Origin of the sequence: Nocardioides flavescens, from assembly GCF_009823805.1 — a bacterium.
Classification (GTDB): Bacteria; Actinomycetota; Actinomycetes; order Propionibacteriales; family Nocardioidaceae; genus Nocardioides; species Nocardioides flavescens.
On record NZ_WUEK01000007.1, the window covers coordinates 209,092 to 227,469 of the forward strand.

The following is an 18,378-nucleotide window of genomic DNA, read 5'->3' on the forward strand; positions in this document are numbered from 1 at the left end:
GGTTGCGCAGCAACCGTCTCGAAACCACCTGATGTGAGTGGTTTCGAGACAGGACTTCGTCCTTCCCCCAACCACCGGTGCGGCTCTGGTGGTTGAGGAGGGCCGCTAGGCCCGTCTCGAAACCACGCGACCTGACAGTGGTTTCGAGACAGGACTTCGTCCTTCCTCAACCACCGTTCGACTGCAGCCAGCTGACGAGCGCCCGTCCGAGCTCGTGACCCGACTTCCAGGCGGTCTCGACCTTGGGGCTCTTTCCCCAGCCGTCGCCGCAGACGCCGAGGAGCCCGGTCGGGGTGTCCTCGAGCAGGTGTGTGTCCTCGCGCTCGCCGGTGGGTCGGGCGAGGCTCCAGCGGTGCACGTGGGTCGAGGCCGGCTCGCCGAGCCCCAGGACGCTACGCAGCGCCTCGGTCATCGCGGGTCCTGCTGCCTGTGGGTCCTCGAGGTGGCCGGCGGCGAACTCCGGGGTGGAGTGGGTGACGAGCACGGGGGCGTCGTCGCCGCGTCGGCGGCCGTCGTCGGCGATCCACGCCAGCACGTCGTCGCCGTTGACGAAGGCCCCGTCGAAGCGGCCGCCGGGGGAGACGACGTCCCACGTGCGCTCGTCGTACGACGCGGCGAGGGCGAGCACCGGCTCGAACTCCCGGTCGAGACGGGCCGCCACCGGGTGGTCAGCGGGCAGCAGTCGACGGGCCTGGGCGTCGGGCATCGCCAGCACCACGGCAGGCGGCTCGAGCGCGTCGAGCTCGTCGAGGGAGGCGACCTCGCGCGACTCGACGTGCACACCGTCGAGCAGGTCCTCGACGAGCGAGCGCAACCCGCCGGCCGCGCCCCAGCGCAGCGGACCGTCCTTGTCCTCGGGCCCCGCGTCGTCGCTCAGCACGGTGAAGGTCTCGGTCCACGGACGCGCCAGGCCACGGCTCTCCCAGTCGCGGACGACGGCCGTGAAGTCGTCGCCCGAGGCGGTGAGGTACGACGCGCCGAGGTCCACCGGGCGGTCGTCCAGGCGCCGCGAGGCCATCCGCCCGCCGACGCGACGCCCGCGGTCGAGGACCCGGACGTCGAGGCCGGCGGCGAGCAGCGCGCGGGCGCAGGCGGCGCCGGAGATCCCGGCGCCGACCACCACGACAGGTGACGGTGTGGCAGCCACCTCAGTGGTTGCGCAGGGCGTCGACGAGCTCGGACTTGTTCATCTTCGAGCGTCCCTCGACGTCGAGCTCGGCGGCCCGCTTGCGCAGGTCGTCCACCGTCCACTCCTCGTAGGACTCGCTCTTGCCGCCCTTGCGGCCGACCTCCTTGCGGGAGGTGTTGGCGGCGGCGTTGGCGATCCGCGCCGCCTTCTCCTTGCTGGCGCCGTCGTCGCGCAGCGCCTCGTAGAGCTCGGGGTCCTTGACGCTCGGGCCCGGTGACTTCTTCGCTGGCATGCGCGTCCGGTAACCATTCCCCGACCATCGGCTCAGGAGCCGGCTCAGCGGTGCAGCACCTCGCGGAACAGCCCGCACAGCTCGTCGATCGCGGTCTGGGCTGCCGGGGCGTGACGGCCCATGTCGGCGAAGCCGTGGATGAGGCCGGGGTAGGTGCGGACCGTGACCGGGGTGCCCGCCGCCTCGAGAGCCGCGGCGTAGGCGAGGCCGTCGTCGCGCAGCGGGTCGTACTCCGCGACCGCGACGACCGCCGGGGCCAGACCGTGAAGGTCTCCGTGGAACGGCGAGAGCCGCGGGTCGGTCGGGTCGAGCTCCCGCGTGCCGACGTACTGCGCACCGAACCAGAGCATGGTGTCGAGGTCGAGGAAGTAGCCGACGGCGTTCTCCTGCTGCGAGGGGTACTGGCCGCCGAGGTCGGTCGCGGGGTAGAGCAGCAGCTGCCCGGCGACCGCGACCCCCTCGTCGCGCAGGGTCTGCGCGACCACGGCGGACAGGTTGCCGCCGGCGCTGTCGCCGGCGACCCCGAGCGCGGTCCCGCCGCCGAGCTCGGACAGGTGGGCCGCCGCCCAGCGGGCGGCCGCCTCCGCGTCGTCGACCGCGGCGGGGAACGGGTGCTCGGGAGCCAGACGGTAGTCGACCGAGACGACGACGGCGTCGCACTGCACCGCGATGGTGCGCGCGAGCAGGTCGTGGGTGTCGAGGTCGCCGATCACGAACCCGCCGCCGTGGAACAGCAGGACCGTGGGGAGGTCGCCGGAGGTCCCGGGGCGGTAGACGCGCGCGGGTCGCTTGCCGTCGCCACCGGGCACGGTGGTGTCCTCGACCGAGGCCACGTCGGGCAGCGAGGCGGGGTCGCGCAGGTCGACGCTGAGCGCCCGGAAGCCCGCGCGAGCCTGCTCCGGGGTGCCCGCCGACATCGGTGGGGCACCGGCGGCTGCGAGGAAGTCGAGCAGTCCCTGGATGGCGGGGTCGACGGGCACGGTGGTCTCCTGGTCGTGGGCGGGGTGGTGAGCGGACGGTGGGGTCAGACGAACGCGCTGATGCCGGTCTCGTGGCGGCCGATGAGCAGCTTCTGCACCTGGCTGGTGCCCTCGTAGAGGGTCAGGACGCGCGCGTCGCGCAGGTACTTCTCGGCCGGGTGGTCGTCGACGTAGCCGGCGCCGCCGTAGACCTGGATGCAGGTGTTGGCGGCCCGGACGGCGGCCTCGGAGGCGAAGAGCTTGGCCTTGGAGGCCGCGATGCGGAACTCCGCGGTGTCGGCGAGTCCGCGGTCGAGCAGGTCGGCGCAGCGCCAGACGAGCAACCGTGCGGCGTCGGCGTCGAGCGAGATGTCGGCGATCATGTCCTGCACCAGCTGGAAGCCCGCGATGGGGCGGCCGAACTGGGTGCGCTCGGTGGCGTAGGAGACGGCCGACTCCAGGCACGCCTGCACCAGCCCGACGCAGCCCGCGGCGACGGAGACCCGGCCCTTGTCGAGCGTCGTCATCGCGATGGTGAACCCCCGGCCCTCGTCGCCGAGCCGCGCCGAGGCGGGCACGCGCACGTGGTCGAGGAACAGCTCGGCCGTGGCCTGGCCGCGCAGCCCTAGCTTGCCCTTGATCTCCCGCGCCTCGAACCCCTCGCTGTCGGTGGGCACCAGGAACGCCGTCACGCCGCGCGGCCCGGGGCCGCCGGTGCGGGCGAAGACGAGCGCGACGTCGGCCCAGGTGCCGTTGGTGATCCACAGCTTCTGACCGGTGATGAGGTAGTCGTCGCCGTCGCGCTCGGCGCGGGTCTCGAGGTTGCCGGCGTCGGAGCCCGTGCCGGGCTCGGTCAACCCGAAGCAGCCGAGCTTGGTCGCCGAGGCGAGCGCCGGGAGCCACTCCTGCTTCTGCTCCTCGGTGCCGAAGCCCAGGATCGACTTGCCGACCAGGCCGTTGGAGACCGAGACGATGCCGCGCAGCGCGGTGTCGGCCCGGCCGAGCTCCTCCATCGCCAGCACGTAGGTCTGGTAGTCCCCGCCGAGACCGCCGTACTCCTCCGGGATGGTGAGCCCGAAGAAGCCGATCTCGGCCATCTTGGCGACGATCGAGAGGTCGACCGACTCGGCGCGGTCCCACGCCTGGCGGTGGGGCACGGCCTCGCGCTCGAGGAAGTCGCGGGCGACCTGGCGGAACGCCTGCTGCTCCTCGGTGAGCGAGAGGTCAACCACGGCTGCCCTCGCGGCGTGCGGCCTGGCGCGCGAGCTCGGTCTTGGCCAGGGAGTTCTTGTGGACCTCGTCGGGGCCGTCGGCGAAGCGCAGCGTGCGGATGCCGGCGAACGACGAGGCGAGGGGGAAGTCCTGCGACAGCCCGCCGGCGCCGTGGGCCTGGATGGCCCGGTCGACGATCTCCTGGACGACCTTGGGGGTGGCGATCTTGATCGCCTGGATCTCGCTGTGCGCCGCGCGGTTGCCCGAGGTGTCCATCAGCCACGCGGTCTTGAGCACCAGCAGGCGCAGCTGCTCGACGGCGATGCGCGACTCGGCGATCCACTCGCGGATCACGCCCTGGCGCGAGAGCGGGCGGCCGAAGGCCACCCGGTCCTCGACGCGCTCGCACATCAGCGCGATGGCCCGCTCGGCCACCCCGATGGCGCGCATGCAGTGGTGGATGCGACCGGGGCCGAGGCGCGCCTGGGCGATCGCGAACCCGCCGCCCTCCTCGCCGATGAGGTTCGACGCGGGCACCCGGACGTCGGTGAAGCGCAGCTCGGCGTGGCCGCCGTGCTCGTGGTCGTCGTAGCCGAGCACGTGCATCGGCCGCACGACCGTCAGCCCGGGGGTGTCGCGGGGCACGAGCAGCATCGACTGCTGGCGGTGGCGGTCGGCCTCCGGATCGGTCTTGCCCATCACGATGAAGATCTCGCACTCGGGGTTCATCGCCCCGGTGATCCACCACTTGCGCCCGTTGACGACGTACTCGTCGCCGTCGCGGCGGATCGAGGTCTCGATGTTGGTGGCGTCGGAGGAGGCGACGTCGGGCTCGGTCATCGCGAACGCCGAGCGGATGCGCCCGTCGAGCAGCGGCTCGAGCCAGCGCTCCTTCTGCTCCGCGGTGCCGAACATCGTCAGCACCTCCATGTTGCCGGTGTCGGGCGCGGCGCAGTTGAGCGCCGGGGGAGCCAGGTGGCCGTAGGCGCCGGTGATCTCGGCGAGCGGGGCGTACTGCAGGTTGGTGAGGCCGGCACCGAGGCCCGGGTGCTCGTCGGAGGCGGGGAGGAAGAGGTTCCACAGACCGCGGCTGCGGGCCTCGGCGCGCAGCTCGCCGAGCACCGGCGCCTGGGTCCAGGCGAAGCGGTCCTCCAGCGCCTCCAGCTCGTCGTGGAAGCGCGCCTCGGCCGGCGCGACGTGGGTGTCGACGAAGTCGAGGAGCTCGGTGCGGAGCTCGGTGGTGCGCGCGTCGAGTGCGAAGTCCATGGGTCAGCCCTTCCGGAGCGCGTCGTGCCCCGCGTCGATGATGGTGTCGAATCCCTGGCCGATCCGGTCGAACCCCTCGCCGACCGTCTGGCCCTGCAGGAAGCGGTAGTGGATGCCCTCGAGGATCACGGCGAGCTTGAAGTACGCCAGGCCGAGGTGCCAGCCCATGTCGCCGAGGTCGCGGCCGCTCGCCTCGGCGTAGCGCGCGAGCTGCTCGTCGGCGCTCGGGTAGCCCGGGGCGCGCGCCACGTCGGACACGACGTCGCCGCCCGCGATCTCGCTGAGCCGGTCGTAGACGAGCAGGAGGGCGAGATCGGTGCGGGTGTCGCCGAGGGTGGCCATCTCCCAGTCGACGACGGCGTGGACGCGGTCGTCGGAGCCGACCAGGCAGTTGTCGAGGCGGTAGTCGCCGTGCACGATCCCGCGCACCGACGGGTCGTCCTCGGGCAGCCGCTCGGTGAGCAGGCGGTGCAGCTCCTCGGCGCGGGGGCGCTCCTGGGTCTTCGACCCCTCGAGCTGGCGGCCCCACCGGCGCACCTGCCGCTCCAGGAACCCCTCGGGTCGCCCGAACTCCCCGAGCCCCACGGCGGCCGGGTCGACGGCGTGGAGGGCGGCGAGCACCTCCACCATGTGCTGGGCGATCGCGGAGGTGCGCTCGGGGCCGAGGGCGGCCAGCTCGTCCTTGGAGCGGTACGCCGCTCCGTCGACGCGCGACATGACGTAGAACTCCGCCCCGATCACGTCGGGGTCGGTGCAGTGGGCGAACATCCGGGGCACCGGCACGGCCGTGTCGGCGAGCGCCGACATCGCGGTGTACTCGCGACCCATGTCGTGGGCGGTGGCCTGCACGTGCCCCAGCGGCGGGCGCCGCACGATCCACTCGCGCTGGCCGTCCGTGACGGCGTAGGTCAGGTTGGACCGCCCGCCCGCGATCAGCGAGGCGCTCAGCTCGCCCTCGATCTCGCCGGGCCGCTCGGCGTCGTACCACCGGCGGTAGGCGCCCAGGTCGAGCCCCGGGGTCTCCTGCGTCATCGCTGCTCCTCCATCGAGTCGTTCACCGCTCGGTCGACCTTGGACTGCAGGCGCCGCATCCCCGTCAGCCAGGCGTCGGTGTCGGCGGCGCGGGCGCGGTAGTAGTCGGCCACCTCGGGGTGCGGGAGCACCAGGAACCGGTCGTCGGCCAGGCTCGCGACCCACGCGTCGGCGACCTGCTCGGGGGTGAGCGCGGCGTCGCGGCTCAGCAGCGCCTGCAGGGGTCCGGCCTGCTCGAGCATCCGCGTCTGCACCCCCTGGGGGCAGATGGCCTGCACTGCGACCCCGCGGGCGCCGTACGTCACCGAGAGCCACTCGGCGAAGGCGACGGCGCCGTGCTTGGTGACGGAGTAGGGCGCGCTGCCGATCATCGTGAGCAGGCCGGCGGCGCTGGCCGTCACCACGAACCGGCCGCCGCGGCCGTCGGCCAGCCACCCCGGGACGAGCGCCCGGGCCGCGCGGACGTGGCTCATCACGTTGGTCTCGAGCATCCGGGCCCAGGCGTCGTCGCCGGTCTCCAGCCCGCCGAAGCCGTCGTCGATGCCGGCGTTGGCGCAGAAGACGTCGACGCGACCCAGGGCCCCGGTCGCGGTGGCGAGCAGCTGCTGGACGCCGGCCTCGCTGGCGCAGTCGCCCGGTGCCGCCGTCGCGCCCAGCTCGTCGGCGACCCGGCGGCACGCCTCGGCGTCGAGGTCGTTGACGACCACGCGCGCTCCCTCGGCGACCAGGCGGGTGGCGAGGGCCCGGCCGATGCCGTGCCCGGCCCCGGTGACCACCGCCCCCGCGTCGTGCAGGGACTGCGTGGGCGTCGTCACAGGGCCACCGTCCCACGAGCGCTCCGGCGACGCTCCCACCACCCGCACCCGAGCATCACCAGCCCCGCGAGCACGGCCCCGGCGAGGACGTCGACGACGTAGTGCTCGGCGTAGTAGACGAGCGCGACGCACATCGAGAGGGGGTAGAGCACGAGCAGCCAGCGCAGCGACGAGCGCAGCCGCCAGATGCCGTACATCGCCACCAGGAAGGTGATGCCCGCGTGCAGCGAGGGCATCGCCGCCACCGGGTTGCCGACGCCCTGCAGGACCAGGTCGAAGCGGCCGATGCCCAGGTCGGCCCAGCCGCGCCCGGTGATGCGGGTCAGGGGGGCGTCGGTGAACCCCTCCTGCGCAGCCATCCACGGGGGCGCCATCGGGTAGAGCAGGTAGACGACGAGCGCCCCGAAGTTGATCGCGAGGTAGCGCCGCATCCAGCGCAGCCACTCGGCCCGGTTGCGGACCCACAGCACCGCGGCGATGGTGAGCCCGGTCAGGAAGTGGCTCGCGTAGACGGTCGTGAAGTACGCGTCGTACCACCGGGGCGGGCTGTCGCGCAGGCACGGGTCGCCGCACAGGTGACGCTGCAGGAGCTCGGTCGGCAGGGTGCCCCCGCCGCCGAACAGCGAGGAGAGCCACTCGTCGACGCGGATCGGCATCCGCACGTGGACCGGCAGGCCGAGCTCGTCGGTGAGACCGCGGCTGAAGAAGTAGACGACCAGCCCCGCGACCGGCAGCCACCAGTCGCGCAGGAACTGCAGGTGCTGGCGCCACGGCGCCTCGGCGTTCCACGCGATGGTGCCGAGCCACAGCCACAGGAAGACCTGGACGGTGTCGTTGGGGATGCCGAGCAGCTCCGACCAGGTCGCCAGCGCCACGGCGTACGCCGCCATCGCGACGACGCGCACCCAGCGGCGGGTGGTCGGCGGCGGCTCGAGGAGGAGCTGGTCCTCCTCGAGCCGCTGCGTCATGGACCGATGCTAAAGGGCTGTCTCAGGCCTCGGCCGTCGACCCGCGCCGTCAGCCCAGCGGGTCGATGTCGGCGTGCCCGGTGACCGCGCCCGCCAGCTCGGAGAGGTGGTGGGTGCCGTCGCCGAGCAGGTGGTCGAGCACGGTGAGGTGCGCGACGACGTTGCCGACGGAGTACTCCGCCGTCATCGCGATGCCGCCGTGCAGCTGGATCGCCTCCTGGCCGATGTGCCGGCTGGACCGGCTCACCTGCAACGACGCGCGCCGAGCGGCGTCGATCAGCGCTTCCTGGTCGCCGCGCGAGCCCGCCTGCTCGACGACCATGGTCGCCCAGTCGACGATGGACTGCGCGAGCTCCTGGGAGACGTACATGTCGGCGGCGCGGAAGTTCAACGCCTGGAAGGTGTTGAGCGGGACGCCGAACTGCTTGCGGCTCTTGAGGTACTCCGTCGTCGCGCGCAGGCAGAACTGCATCGCCCCGAGCGCCTGGTTGGCCGCCATGACCCGGGTGATCGCCTGGACCGTCGCGATGCTCGCCGTGACGTCGAGACCGGGCTCGCCGAGCGGCGTCGCGGTCGTGCCGTCGAACGCGACGCGGGCCGCACGGGTGCCGTCGTAGGCGGCGTAGCCGGTGCGCTCGGCGTCGCCGCCGGCCACCAGGAACAGGCCCGTGCCGCCCGCGGGCAGCGCGGCGCTCACCACGAGCACGTCGGCGCGGGCGCCGTGCGGCACCGGCTCCTTCACGCCGCTCAGGGTCCAGGCGTCGCCGTCCTGCGTCGCCGTCACGGCCTCGGCGGTCGCGCTCCAGGTGCGGCCGGGCTCGTCGTGGGCGAAGGCCAGCACGCTCTCGCCGGCCGACAGGGCGCCGAGCACCTCCTGACGCTGCTCGGCCGTGCCGACCGCGGAGACCAGCCCGCCGGCGTACACCACGGAGGTGAGGTAGGGCTCGGGAGCGATGACGCGGCCGAGCTCCTGGCACACGATGCCGATCTCGACCGGGCCGGCGCCCACGCCGCCGTCGTCCTCGGCGAAGGGCAGTCCGAGCAGACCCATCTCCGCCATCCGCTGCCACTGGGCCTCGTCGAAGCCCGGGTCGTCCTCGACGGCCTGGCGCCGCTTCTCGAAGTCGCTGTAGGCCTTGCCCACGAGGCCGCGCACGGCCTCGCGCAGGGCGTCCTGCTCGTCGTCGTAGCTGAAGTCCATGTCGCGGTGCCTCTCAGAGTCCCAGGATCGTGCGGCTGATGATCTGGCGCTGGATCTCGTTGGACCCGCCGTAGATCGACGCCTTGCGCATGTTGAGGTACGTCGGGGCGGCATGCTGCTGCCAGCCCTCGAGCCCGCTGGTGGGCTCGCCGACCGCGCCGCTCGCGAGGCCGCCGGGGCCCGCGAGGTCGAGCACCAGCTCGGTGACGGCCTGCTGCAGCTCCGTGCCCTTGAGCTTGAGCACCGACGAGGCCGGGTGCGGCTCGCCGTCGGCGGAGTGGGCGACCACGCGCAGCGCGGTCAGCTCGAGGGCGAGCAGCTCGTTCTCGAGCTCGGCGACGCGGGCGCGCACCAGAGGGTCGCCCTCGATGCGCGCCTTTGCGCGCTCCTTGACCAGGGCCAGCGAGCGCTTGGTCGAGCCCACCGGGGCCACGCCGACGCGCTCGTTGCCGAGCAGGAACTTCGCGATCGTCCAGCCGCCGTTGAGGTCGCCGACCAGGTTGGCCCCCGGCACGCGGACGTCGTCGAACCACACCTCGTTGACCTCGTGGCCGCCGTCGATCAGCTGGATCGGACGGACCTCGAGACCCTCGGAGCGCATGTCGATCAGCAGCATCGAGATGCCGGCCTGCTTCTTCACGTCGGGGTCGGTGCGCACCAGCGTGAAGATCCAGTCGCCGTACTGCCCGAGCGTGGTCCAGGTCTTCTGGCCGTTGACGATCCAGTCGTCGCCGTCGCGCACCGCGCTGCAGCGCAGTCCCGCGAGGTCGGAGCCGGCGTCGGGCTCGGAGAAGCCCTGGCTCCACCAGATGTCGAGGTTGGCGGTCTTGGGCAGGAACTCCGCCTTCTGCTCCTCGGTGCCGAAGTGCGCGATGACGGGGCCGATCATCGAGGCGTTGAAGGCCAGCGGCGCCGGGACGAACGCGCGCTGCATCTCCTCGTTCCAGATGTGGCGCTGCAGCTCGGTCCAGTCCTTGCCGCCCCACTCGACGGGCCAGTGCGGCACGGCCAGGCCGGCGGCGTTCAGTGCGCGCTGCGCGGTGCGGATCTCGTCGGCCGTGAGCTCGCGACCCTCGCGGACCGCGTCGCGGACCTCCTGGGGGACCTGGGTGGTGAAGAACTCCCGCATCTCCTCGCGGAACCTGCGGTCCTCCTCGGACAGCTCGAGCTGCATGCGCGCTCCTTCGGGTCTGGGTTGGCTACCCGCCAGTACACACCATCGGCCCAGGTCGCCGGAGGCCTGTGACGTTCCTCGCAATGGAGCCACCGAAGCCTGCTGCTCGACCACTGCTGGTCGAGCAGGGAGGCGCCCCGGCGCCGACCGTGGTCGAGACCGCCGCAGCGTCAGTGCGAACCCAGCGGGAGCGTGTGGGGTCCCGACGACGCTCGCTGGTGCTCGCTGCTCGACCACCGAGCAGCACAGGCTCTTGTCGTGCGCCGCCCGCGCGCACCACACTCACCCCGTGGTCGTCGTACGACGCGTGGTGCCTGCCCTGCTGGTCGTCGGACTGGTCGTGGCGGCCGCCGTCGGCTGGTGGCTGCTCACCACGGACGCCTAGCAGCGATAGTCAGGTGCGCCCGGGACACCCGGTCCCGCACAATCGTCGTCCGTGGGACACGTCGACGTCGCTGGAGTGCGCTACGAGCTGCCGGACGGGCGGGTGCTGCTCGACGACGTGTCGTTCCGGGTCGGTGAGGGCGCCAAGGTCGCGCTGGTCGGGGCCAACGGTGCCGGCAAGACGACGCTGCTGCGCATCGTCACCGGCGACCTGGTCCCGCACGCCGGGTCGGTGACCCGCAGTGGGGGCCTCGGCGTGATGCGGCAGATGGTGGGCGCGGGGCTGGGGGAGCGGGCGACCGTCACCGACCTGCTCCGCAGCGTCGCGCCGGCGCGTGTACGAGCCGCCGCGGAGGCGGTAGACCGCTGCGAGCTCGCGCTGATGGAGGCCGACGACGAGCCCACCCAGATGGCCTACGCCGAGGCGCTCTCGGAGTACGCCGATGCGGGCGGCTACGACGTCGAGGTCACCTGGGACGTGTGCACGGTCGCGGGTCTCGGGGTGCCCTACGAGCGGGCCAAGCACCGCGAGCTGCGCACGCTGTCGGGCGGTGAGCAGAAGCGGCTGGTGCTGGAGTTCCTGCTCCGCGGACCCGACGAGGTCCTGCTGCTCGACGAGCCCGACAACTTCCTCGACGTGCCCGGCAAGATCTGGCTCGAGCAGCGCATCCGCGAGTCCGACAAGACGATCCTGTTCATCAGCCACGACCGCGAGCTGCTCGACAACACCGCGACGCGCGTCGTCGCGATCGAGCTGTCGAGCGCCGGCACCGGCAACACCGCGTGGGTCCACCCGGGCGGCTTCTCGTCCTACCACGAGGCGCGCCAGGACCGGTTCGCCCGCTTCGAGGAGCTGCGCAAGCGCTGGGACGAGGAGCACGCCAAGATCAAGGCGCTGGTGCTCCGGCTCAAGATCAAGTCGGAGTACAACGACGGCATGTCGAGCCAGTACCGCGCCGCGCAGACCCGGCTGCGCAAGTTCGAGGAGGCGGGTCCGCCGACCGAGCAGCCGCGCGAGCAGCAGGTCACGATGCGGCTGAAGGGCGGTCGCACCGGCAAGCGCGCGGTCGTGTGCGAGCAGCTCGAGCTGAGCGGGCTGATGCGCCCGTTCGACCTCGAGGTCTGGTACGGCGAGCGCGTCGCCGTGCTCGGCTCCAACGGCTCGGGCAAGTCCCACTTCCTGCGGCTGCTCGCCGCCGGCGGGAGCGACCCCGACGTCGAGCACCGTCCGGTGGAGGACGTCGAGATCGAGCCGGTCCGCCACGTCGGCAAGGCCAAGCTCGGCGCCCGCGTGCGCCCGGGCTGGTTCGTGCAGACCCACGAGCACCCCGAGCTGCGCGGGCGGACACTGGTCGAGATCCTGCACCGCGGCGACGGCCGGCCCGACGGGCGCACCGGCATGGGTCGCGAGCAGGCGGCGCGGGTGCTCGACCGCTACGAGCTCGCGCACGCCGCCGAGCAGCGCTTCGAGTCGCTCTCGGGCGGGCAACAGGCGCGCTTCCAGATCCTCCTGCTCGAGCTCTCGGGCGCGACGCTGCTGCTGCTCGACGAGCCCACCGACAACCTCGACGTCCAGTCGGCCGAGGCGCTCGAGGCGGGCCTGGCGTCGTTCGACGGCACCGTGCTGGCGGTGACGCACGACCGCTGGTTCGCCCGCGGCTTCGACCGGTTCCTGGTCTACGGCGCCGACGGTGAGGTCTACGAGGCGCCCGAGCCGGTGTGGGACGAGTCCCGGGTGGTGCGGTCGCGGTGACCGGGCCCGAGGTCGTCCGGGTCCACCCACGCGACGACCTCTTCGACGCCTGGCACGCGACGTACGCCGAGGCGGTGGGTCACCGTGACGGCCCGTGGGCCGCGGCGTGGCAGCGCGAGGAGATGCGGGTGTCGGTCGCCGACAGCGTCGGCGCCGTGACCGAGGTGTACGCCGCCACGGCCGGCGGGCGCGTCCTCGCGACCGGCTGGCTCCGGGCGTCCACGGTCGACAACCCGACGACCGCGGAGGTCGAGGTGACGACGGCGGTGGCCGAGCGCGGCCGCGGCCACGCGGCGCTGGTGCTGGCGCGGCTGGAGGAGCGGGCCCGCGAGCTGGGCCGCACCACGCTCACCGCCGAGCTCGCCTGGCCCGACGACGATCCCGACGGTGCGCGCTCGCCCGATCTGCGCTGGGCGCGTCGGCACGGGTTCGAGGTGGGGCTGGTCGACGTGCAGCGACGGCTCGCGCTGCCCGTGGCCGACGCTGCGCTCGACGCCCTGGCGCGCGAGGCGGCCGAGCACCACCGCGGCTACGAGCTCCGCTCGTTCACCGGGCCGGTGCCGGACGACCTGGCGCAGGGCTGGGCCGACCTCGCGGCCACGCTGATGACCGAGGCGCCGACCGGCGACATCGCCCGCGAGATCGAGTCGGCCGACGTCGGCGTGCTCCGCGAGCGAGAGGCGACGATCGAGCGCCAGGGGCGCATCAAGGTAAGCACCGCGGCGCTGACGGCCGGCGGCGAGGTGGTGGCCTACACCGACCTCGCCGTCACGCGCCACGAGCCGGACCGGGCCTACCAGTGGGGCACGCTGGTGCGAGCCGACCACCGCGGTCACCGGCTCGGGCTGGCGCTCAAGGTGGCCAACCTGCGGCTGCTGCAGCAGGCGCACCCGCAGGTGCGCACGCTCCTGACCTACAACGCCGAGGTCAACGCGCCGATGGTCGCAGTCAACGAGCGGCTCGGCTTCCGGCCGGTGCTGCGCCTCGGCGAGCTCCACAAGAAGGTGGAGACACAGCGGGACCCCGCGACACGCGAGTGACGGACCCGGGTGCGTGTCGCGGGGTCCCACCTCCTCGGAGAACCCACCGTCGTCGCTCGGTGGGCGTTCAGGGACCCCCTCTGTCGTCAGAGGAGGAGGACCTCAGCTCGTGGCGGTCGCCGCGTCGGAGTCGAGGGTCATCTGGGCGGTCTCGGTCTGGCCGTCACGGGTGTAGGTGACGGTGACCTGGTCGCCGGGGCGGTACGAGCGGATCGTGGCGACCAGCGCGTCGGGGTCGGTGATGAGCGTGTCGTCGACCTTGGTGATGACGTCACCGGCCTGGAGCCCGGCACCCGCGGCGGCCGAGCCGTCGCCCACCTTCTGGATCTGTGCGCCGTCGCTGACCTGGGCGCCCGGTTGCTGCTGCCCGTCGGTGCTCACTCCGACCTGCGAGACCTGGACGCCGAGCTGGGCGTGGGTCGGGGTCTCGCCCTTCGCCATCTGCTCGACGATCGGGAGCACCTCGTCCATCGGGATGGCGAAGCCGAGACCGATCGAGCCGCTCTCGCCGCCCGAGCTCGACCCGGCGGTCGCGATGGAGGCGTTGATGCCGACGACGTGGCCGTTCAGGTCGACCAGCGCGCCGCCGCTGTTGCCGGGGTTGATGGCCGCGTCGGTCTGGATCGCGGGGTAGACCGCGGTCGCGTCGCTCTGCTCCGAGGTCGCGCCCACGTCGACCGGGCGGTTGAGGGCGCTGACGATGCCGCTGGTCACGGTGGACTCGAGGCCCAGGGGCGAGCCGATGGCCACGACGCCCTCGCCGACCTTGAGGTCGCTGGACTTGCCGAGCGTGGCGGGGGTGAGGCCCGAGACGCCCTGCGCCTGGATGAGGGCGGTGTCGGTCAGCGGGTCGGTGCCGAGCACCGTCGCGCTCGCCTTCGTGCCGTCGTTGAACGACACGGTGAGGCTGCCGCCGTCACCGGCCAGGGCGACGACGTGGTTGTTGGTCAGGATCTGACCGTCGGAGCTCATGATGATGCCGGAGCCCGAACCGGAGCCCTGGCTGCCGCTGACGTCGATCTTGACGACCGAGGGCAGCACCTCCTGCGCGACGGCCTCGACGCTGCCGTCCGCGGCGGTCGTCGACGGGGTGTCGACGACCTTGGCGGTCTGCACGGAGCTGCTGCCGGACGTGCCGGCCGGGCCGTCGTCGAGCGCGGAGAAGACCGCGGCGCCTCCGACACCGGCGGCACCGCCCACGAGCAGCGAGGCGGCGACGACCGAGCCGGCGAAGGCCAGGCGCCGCTTCGGCTTGCGGGCCGGCGGCGGGGTGGGGAAGAGCTGGGGGCCGGCGGTGTACGGACGCCAGGCCGGCGGGCCCTGCGGTTCGGAGGGCCGCGGCTCCGGGGACTGCTGCGGGAAGTTCGGGTCGTCGTTCGTCACGTCCACCAGAGTGCGCACCGGGCCTGTGATCTGCCTGAGACCGACCTGGGACCTGGAGAAGAGTCCGTGCCCGGTTCCGACGGCGTAGGTTGCGCCGGTGCGTGACGAGCAGCTGGCCCCCCTGCGCCACCGCGACTTCCGCCTCCTCGTGGGCGGTACGACGATCAGCGCCCTCGGCAACGCCATCACCCCGGTCGCGCTCGCGTTCGCCGTCCTCGACCTCGGCGGCTCCGCCACCGACCTCGGCCTCGTGGTCGCGGCGTACGCCGCCGCGGAGGTCGTGACGGCGTTGTTCGGAGGGGTGCTGGGCGACCGGGTGCCGCGCCAGCTGATGCTCGAGGGCTCCTCGGCCGCGTGCGCGGTCAGCCAGGCGGTGCTCGCGGTGCTGCTCGTCGGCGGCTGGGCGACCCTGCCGCTGCTGGCCGTGGTCGGGGTCGTCAACGGTTGCCTCGGCGCCCTGGCCCAGCCGTCGTCGTCGGCCCTGACCCGCCAGACCGTGCCGGAGGGCCTCCTCGCCCCGGCGGTGGCGCTGCGCGGGCTGATGCAGACGTCGGCGATGGTGGTGGGCTACGCCGTCGGCGGCGTGCTGGTGGCCGCGGTCGGCGCCGGCTGGGCGATCGCGGTGGACGCGGCGACGTTCGCCCTCGCCGCGGTCTGCTTCGCCGGGCTGCGCGTGCCCCCGCTCCGCACGGACGGCCCGCGCGGGTCGATGCTCGCCGACCTCGGCGACGGCTGGCGCGAGGTCGCGCGGCACTCGTGGCTGGTGCTGCTGATCGGCCAGGCGCTGCTCTACCACCTCTTCTACGGCGGCGCCCAGGGCGTGCTCGGCCCCATCGTCGTGGGGGAGGAGTTCGGGCGCACCGCCTGGGGCGTGGCGCTCGGCTCGCTGATGGCGGGGTTCGTCGTGGGCGGAATGGTCTGCCTGCGGTGGCGACCGCGCCGGATGCTGCTCGTCGGCACGCTCCTGCTGTCGCTGACGGCGGCGTTCCCGCTGTCGATGGCGCTGAGCCCGACCCTGCCCCTCGTGCTGCTGGGCGCCTTCGCCCACGGGTTCGGCCTGCAGGTCTTCGACGTCTTCTGGCAGCTCGCCATCCAGGAGAACGTCGCGGAGGACAAGCTCGCCCGCGTCTACTCATTCGACCTCGTCGGCTCCTTCGTGGCCCGGCCGGTCGGTCTCGCGCTGACCGGCCCGGTCGCCGCGGCGGTGGGGCTCGACGCCTGGCTGCTGGTGGTCGCCGCCGTGATCTGGTGCTCCTCGCTGCTCACGCTCCTGGCTCCCGGCGTACGCCGGCTCGAGCGGCGTGGACCGACCCTTGTCGCCGGGAGTGAGCCAGGACACACTGCGGGGCATGCCAGCCCCTGAGCCCACCTTCGTCGACGACCGTCTGGCCCACTGGGCGCAGCAGACCCCCGACGCCCTCGCCTTCACCTACGGGGAGCGGAGCTGGACGTGGGCGGAGTGGGAGGACCGCGTGCGGCGGTGCGCCGGTGGCCTCCAGGACCTCGGCATCGGCCGCGGCGACGTCGTGGCGTTCCTCGACAAGAACCACCCCGCCTGCGTGGAGCTGTCGCTCGCCGCCGGCTCGCTCGGTGCGGCCAACGCGATCGTCAACTGGCGCTCGGCCGGCGACGAGGTCGACTACGCCGTCAACGACTCCGGCGCCCGGGTGCTGCTCGTCGGCTCCGAGCTGATGCCGCTCGTCGAGGGCATCCGCGACCGGCTGACCCACGTCGAGCACGTCATCGAGGTGACGCCCGGCGGGGCCGACGGCGACGCCTACGAGGCGTTCCTGGCCGCCTCGCCACGCGTGGGTCGCGCCGACGACGTGGACCCCGACGACACCTGCCTGGTGATGTACTCCTCCGGCACGACGGGGCGGCCCAAGGGCGTCATGCTGAGCCACCGCAACATGGTCCGCCACACCGTCAACGCCCACGACGGCTGGGAGTTCGAGCCCGGCGACGTCAACCTCGTCGCCATGCCGCTGTTCCACGTCGGCGGGTCGTCCTACGTCCTGTTCGGCATCCACGACGGCATCGCGTCGTACATGACCCGCGACCCGGACGGCGCGTCCCTCGCGGCGGGCATCCTCGCCGGCGCCAACCGCACCTTCCTGGTGCCGGCCGTGCTGGCCCAGGTGCTGCAGGCCGGCGGGGACGCCGTGAAGCTCTTCGGCGCGCTGCGCACCTACACCTACGGCGCCGCGCCGATGCCGCCGCCGCTGCTGCGCGCGGCGATGGAGGCCTGGCCCGACACCGACTTCATCCAGGTCTACGGGCTCACCGAGGTCGCGGGCGTCGCGACCCATCTCATGCCCGAGGAGCACCGCACCGCCGTCGCCTCCGGCCACCCGGAGTGGCTGGTCTCCGCCGGGCGGGCGCTGCCCGAGGTCGAGGTGCGCGTGGTCGATCCCGGCACGCTCGAGGACGTCGGCGTCGGCGAGCACGGCGAGCTGTGGCTGCGCACGCCCCAGCTGTTCCGCGGCTACCTCGGCAAGCCCGAGGAGACCGCTCAGGTCATCACCGAGGACGGCTGGTTCCGCACCGGCGACATGGGCAAGGTCGACGCCGACGGCTTCGTCTACGTCGAGGACCGGCTCAAGGACATGATCATCACCGGCGGGGAGAACGTGTACTCGCCCGAGGTCGAGCGGGTCCTCGCCGAGCACCCGGCCGTCATGGAGGTCGCCATCATCGGCATCCCCGACGAGGTCTGGGGCGAGTCGGTCAAGGCGGTCGTCTCGCTCCACCCGGGGGCCTCGGCGACCTCGGAGGAGCTCATCGAGTTCTGCCGGGCCTCGCTCGCGAGGTTCAAGTGCCCGCGCACCGTCGACGTCCTCGAGGCGCTGCCGCGCAACCCCACCGGCAAGATTCTCAAGCGAGAGCTGCGACGTCCCTACTGGGAGGGGCGCTCACGCGCGGTGAACTGACGGCGGACCGCTCGCTTGCCCACAGCCGGAACAGGCACCACGCGGCGAGGGCGCAGAGCAGGTGCCACACGCCGTGGCCCTGGTAGACCGAGTCGGGGAAGCACCACGCCGAGCCGGTCGACCCCGTCGTCCAGATCGCGAACGCCGCGACCAGGCTGCTGAGCGCCGCCGCCAGCCAAAGGCGGTCGCGGTCGGTGCGCGTGCGGGCCTCGACGACGACCGCGGCGAGCAGCACGGCCCCGAAGGCGAGGTTGCCTGCGGTGTGCACCACCGGCGCCGACCACCCGCCGACGTCGGCGGCCACCTGCACGCCCAGCGCCGCCACCGCGGTGACCGCCATCGTCGCGGGCCCGCCAGCACTGCGGCGCAGCACGGCGAAGCCCAGGGCGAACGCCGCCACGGCGTACATGCTGAGCACGTCGATGCCGCCGCCCAGCGCGGTGCCCGTCGCGTGCAGGGCCGCGCTGCCCGGGCCGAGCAGCACCACCAGCACGGCGTACGCCGTGGCGAGGGCGGGCCAGCGACCCAGCGCGCCCGTGCCGAGCGCCCCGCGGCGGGTCCGCACCGCGACGGCCAGCCCGGCGACGACGAAGCCGGCGTTGGTCAGTGAGTTGACCGGCTGGCGCACGTGGGCGTGGGCGGCCTCGCAGAACTGCGCGCCGGCGCCGATGTCGGCTCCGAGCCAGCCGCCGGCGACCGCGGCGGTCAACGCGGCGGTGGAGACGACGGCGGCTCCTGCGGTGAGACGCACGGGGTCCGGGCGCACGGGTCGCCTCCCGGTCGTCGTGGGTTCACCTGCTGTTCACCTTCGAGCGACGATGGTGCCCCAGCGGGGCTGCC

General features: G+C 73.1%; 16 protein-coding genes. 4 read left to right on the forward strand and 12 right to left on the reverse strand.

From position 1 onward, the window contains the following. Nucleotides 1–166: 166 nt before the first annotated feature. The 10 genes from GRQ65_RS13215 to GRQ65_RS13260 are packed head-to-tail and all read right to left on the reverse strand — an operon-like array spanning nt 167 to nt 10,048. A complete protein-coding gene (locus GRQ65_RS13215) occupies nt 167–1,123 on the reverse strand; it encodes an NAD(P)/FAD-dependent oxidoreductase (RefSeq protein WP_337191705.1) in 957 nt (318 codons plus the stop codon). A gap of 25 nt (nt 1,124–1,148) precedes the next feature. Further along, a complete protein-coding gene (locus GRQ65_RS13220; RefSeq protein WP_160878436.1) occupies nt 1,149–1,421 on the reverse strand; it encodes a DUF7218 family protein in 273 nt (90 codons plus the stop codon). A gap of 44 nt (nt 1,422–1,465) precedes the next feature. Continuing rightward, nucleotides 1,466–2,401: an alpha/beta hydrolase fold domain-containing protein gene (locus GRQ65_RS13225; protein WP_160878437.1), complete on the reverse strand. Its 936-nt coding sequence runs from the start codon at nt 2,399–2,401 to the stop codon at nt 1,466–1,468. A 44-nt stretch (nt 2,402–2,445) separates the two neighbouring features. Continuing rightward, nucleotides 2,446–3,612, reverse strand: coding sequence for an acyl-CoA dehydrogenase family protein (locus GRQ65_RS23470; RefSeq protein WP_160878438.1), 1,167 nt, complete (start codon nt 3,610–3,612; stop codon nt 2,446–2,448). Further along, nucleotides 3,605–4,858: an acyl-CoA dehydrogenase family protein gene (locus GRQ65_RS13235; protein ID WP_160878439.1), complete on the reverse strand. Its 1,254-nt coding sequence runs from the start codon at nt 4,856–4,858 to the stop codon at nt 3,605–3,607. Before GRQ65_RS13235 ends, GRQ65_RS23470 begins: the two co-directional genes overlap by 8 nt. A gap of 3 nt (nt 4,859–4,861) precedes the next feature. Continuing rightward, nucleotides 4,862–5,890, reverse strand: a complete 1,029-nt coding sequence (locus GRQ65_RS13240) for a phosphotransferase family protein (protein WP_160878440.1) — start codon at nt 5,888–5,890, stop codon at nt 4,862–4,864. Beyond that, on the reverse strand, nt 5,887–6,705 hold the full coding sequence (locus GRQ65_RS13245) for an SDR family NAD(P)-dependent oxidoreductase (protein WP_337191706.1): 819 nt from the start codon (nt 6,703–6,705) through the stop codon (nt 5,887–5,889). Before GRQ65_RS13245 ends, GRQ65_RS13240 begins: the two co-directional genes overlap by 4 nt. Beyond that, the gene (locus GRQ65_RS13250; RefSeq protein ID WP_160878441.1) at nt 6,702–7,673 is read right to left on the reverse strand and encodes a phosphatase PAP2 family protein; all 972 of its coding nucleotides are present in this window, start codon (nt 7,671–7,673) and stop codon (nt 6,702–6,704) included. Before GRQ65_RS13250 ends, GRQ65_RS13245 begins: the two co-directional genes overlap by 4 nt. Nucleotides 7,674–7,722: 49 nt before the next feature. Then, nucleotides 7,723–8,874, reverse strand: coding sequence for an acyl-CoA dehydrogenase family protein (locus GRQ65_RS13255; RefSeq protein WP_160878442.1), 1,152 nt, complete (start codon nt 8,872–8,874; stop codon nt 7,723–7,725). A 13-nt stretch (nt 8,875–8,887) separates the two neighbouring features. After that, entirely contained in the window at nt 8,888–10,048 is a 1,161-nt protein-coding gene (locus GRQ65_RS13260) for an acyl-CoA dehydrogenase family protein (protein ID WP_160878443.1), read from the reverse strand. 436 nt (nt 10,049–10,484) lie between these two features. On the opposite strand from GRQ65_RS13260, the gene GRQ65_RS13265 reads away from it, so the two are divergent. Together GRQ65_RS13265 and GRQ65_RS13270 are read left to right on the forward strand one after the other, a co-directional pair. Further along, the gene (locus GRQ65_RS13265; protein ID WP_160878444.1) at nt 10,485–12,185 is read left to right on the forward strand and encodes an ATP-binding cassette domain-containing protein; all 1,701 of its coding nucleotides are present in this window, start codon (nt 10,485–10,487) and stop codon (nt 12,183–12,185) included. Next, nucleotides 12,182–13,225 carry a GNAT family N-acetyltransferase gene (locus GRQ65_RS13270; RefSeq protein WP_160878445.1) on the forward strand — a complete coding sequence of 348 codons (1,044 nt, stop codon included), beginning with the start codon at nt 12,182–12,184 and terminating at the stop codon, nt 13,223–13,225. Before GRQ65_RS13265 ends, GRQ65_RS13270 begins: the two co-directional genes overlap by 4 nt. A gap of 102 nt (nt 13,226–13,327) precedes the next feature. On the opposite strand, the gene GRQ65_RS13275 is transcribed toward GRQ65_RS13270, so the two are convergent. Next, nucleotides 13,328–14,608 carry a S1C family serine protease gene (locus GRQ65_RS13275; protein ID WP_337191708.1) on the reverse strand — a complete coding sequence of 427 codons (1,281 nt, stop codon included), beginning with the start codon at nt 14,606–14,608 and terminating at the stop codon, nt 13,328–13,330. Nucleotides 14,609–14,705: 97 nt separating this feature from the next. Here GRQ65_RS13275 and GRQ65_RS13280 point away from each other — a divergent pair, with 97 nt between their 5' ends. Together GRQ65_RS13280 and GRQ65_RS13285 are read left to right on the forward strand one after the other, a co-directional pair. After that, a complete protein-coding gene (locus GRQ65_RS13280) occupies nt 14,706–15,971 on the forward strand; it encodes an MFS transporter (RefSeq protein ID WP_160878447.1) in 1,266 nt (421 codons plus the stop codon). Continuing rightward, a complete protein-coding gene (locus tag GRQ65_RS13285) occupies nt 15,958–17,538 on the forward strand; it encodes a long-chain-fatty-acid--CoA ligase (protein WP_160878448.1) in 1,581 nt (526 codons plus the stop codon). Before GRQ65_RS13280 ends, GRQ65_RS13285 begins: the two co-directional genes overlap by 14 nt. Here the strand turns inward: GRQ65_RS13285 and GRQ65_RS13290 are convergent. Continuing rightward, entirely contained in the window at nt 17,483–18,304 is an 822-nt protein-coding gene (locus GRQ65_RS13290) for a ceramidase domain-containing protein (protein ID WP_337191709.1), read from the reverse strand. The genes GRQ65_RS13285 and GRQ65_RS13290 overlap by 56 nt on opposite strands. Between the last annotated feature and the right edge of the window lie 74 nt (nt 18,305–18,378).

Excerpts from the sequence above, each read along its gene's own strand:
- GRQ65_RS13255 (WP_160878442.1), bottom strand. The coding sequence starts at position 8,874 with ATGGACTTCAGCTACGACGACGAGCAGGACGCCCTGCGCGAGGCCGTG.
- GRQ65_RS13240 (WP_160878440.1), bottom strand. The coding sequence starts at position 5,890 with ATGACGCAGGAGACCCCGGGGCTCGACCTGGGCGCCTACCGCCGGTGG.
- GRQ65_RS13235 (WP_160878439.1), bottom strand. The coding sequence starts at position 4,858 with ATGGACTTCGCACTCGACGCGCGCACCACCGAGCTCCGCACCGAGCTC.
- GRQ65_RS13285 (WP_160878448.1), top strand. The coding sequence starts at position 15,958 with ATGCCAGCCCCTGAGCCCACCTTCGTCGACGACCGTCTGGCCCACTGG.
- GRQ65_RS13220 (WP_160878436.1), bottom strand. The coding sequence starts at position 1,421 with ATGCCAGCGAAGAAGTCACCGGGCCCGAGCGTCAAGGACCCCGAGCTC.
- GRQ65_RS13250 (WP_160878441.1), bottom strand. The coding sequence starts at position 7,673 with ATGACGCAGCGGCTCGAGGAGGACCAGCTCCTCCTCGAGCCGCCGCCG.
- GRQ65_RS13260 (WP_160878443.1), bottom strand. The coding sequence starts at position 10,048 with ATGCAGCTCGAGCTGTCCGAGGAGGACCGCAGGTTCCGCGAGGAGATG.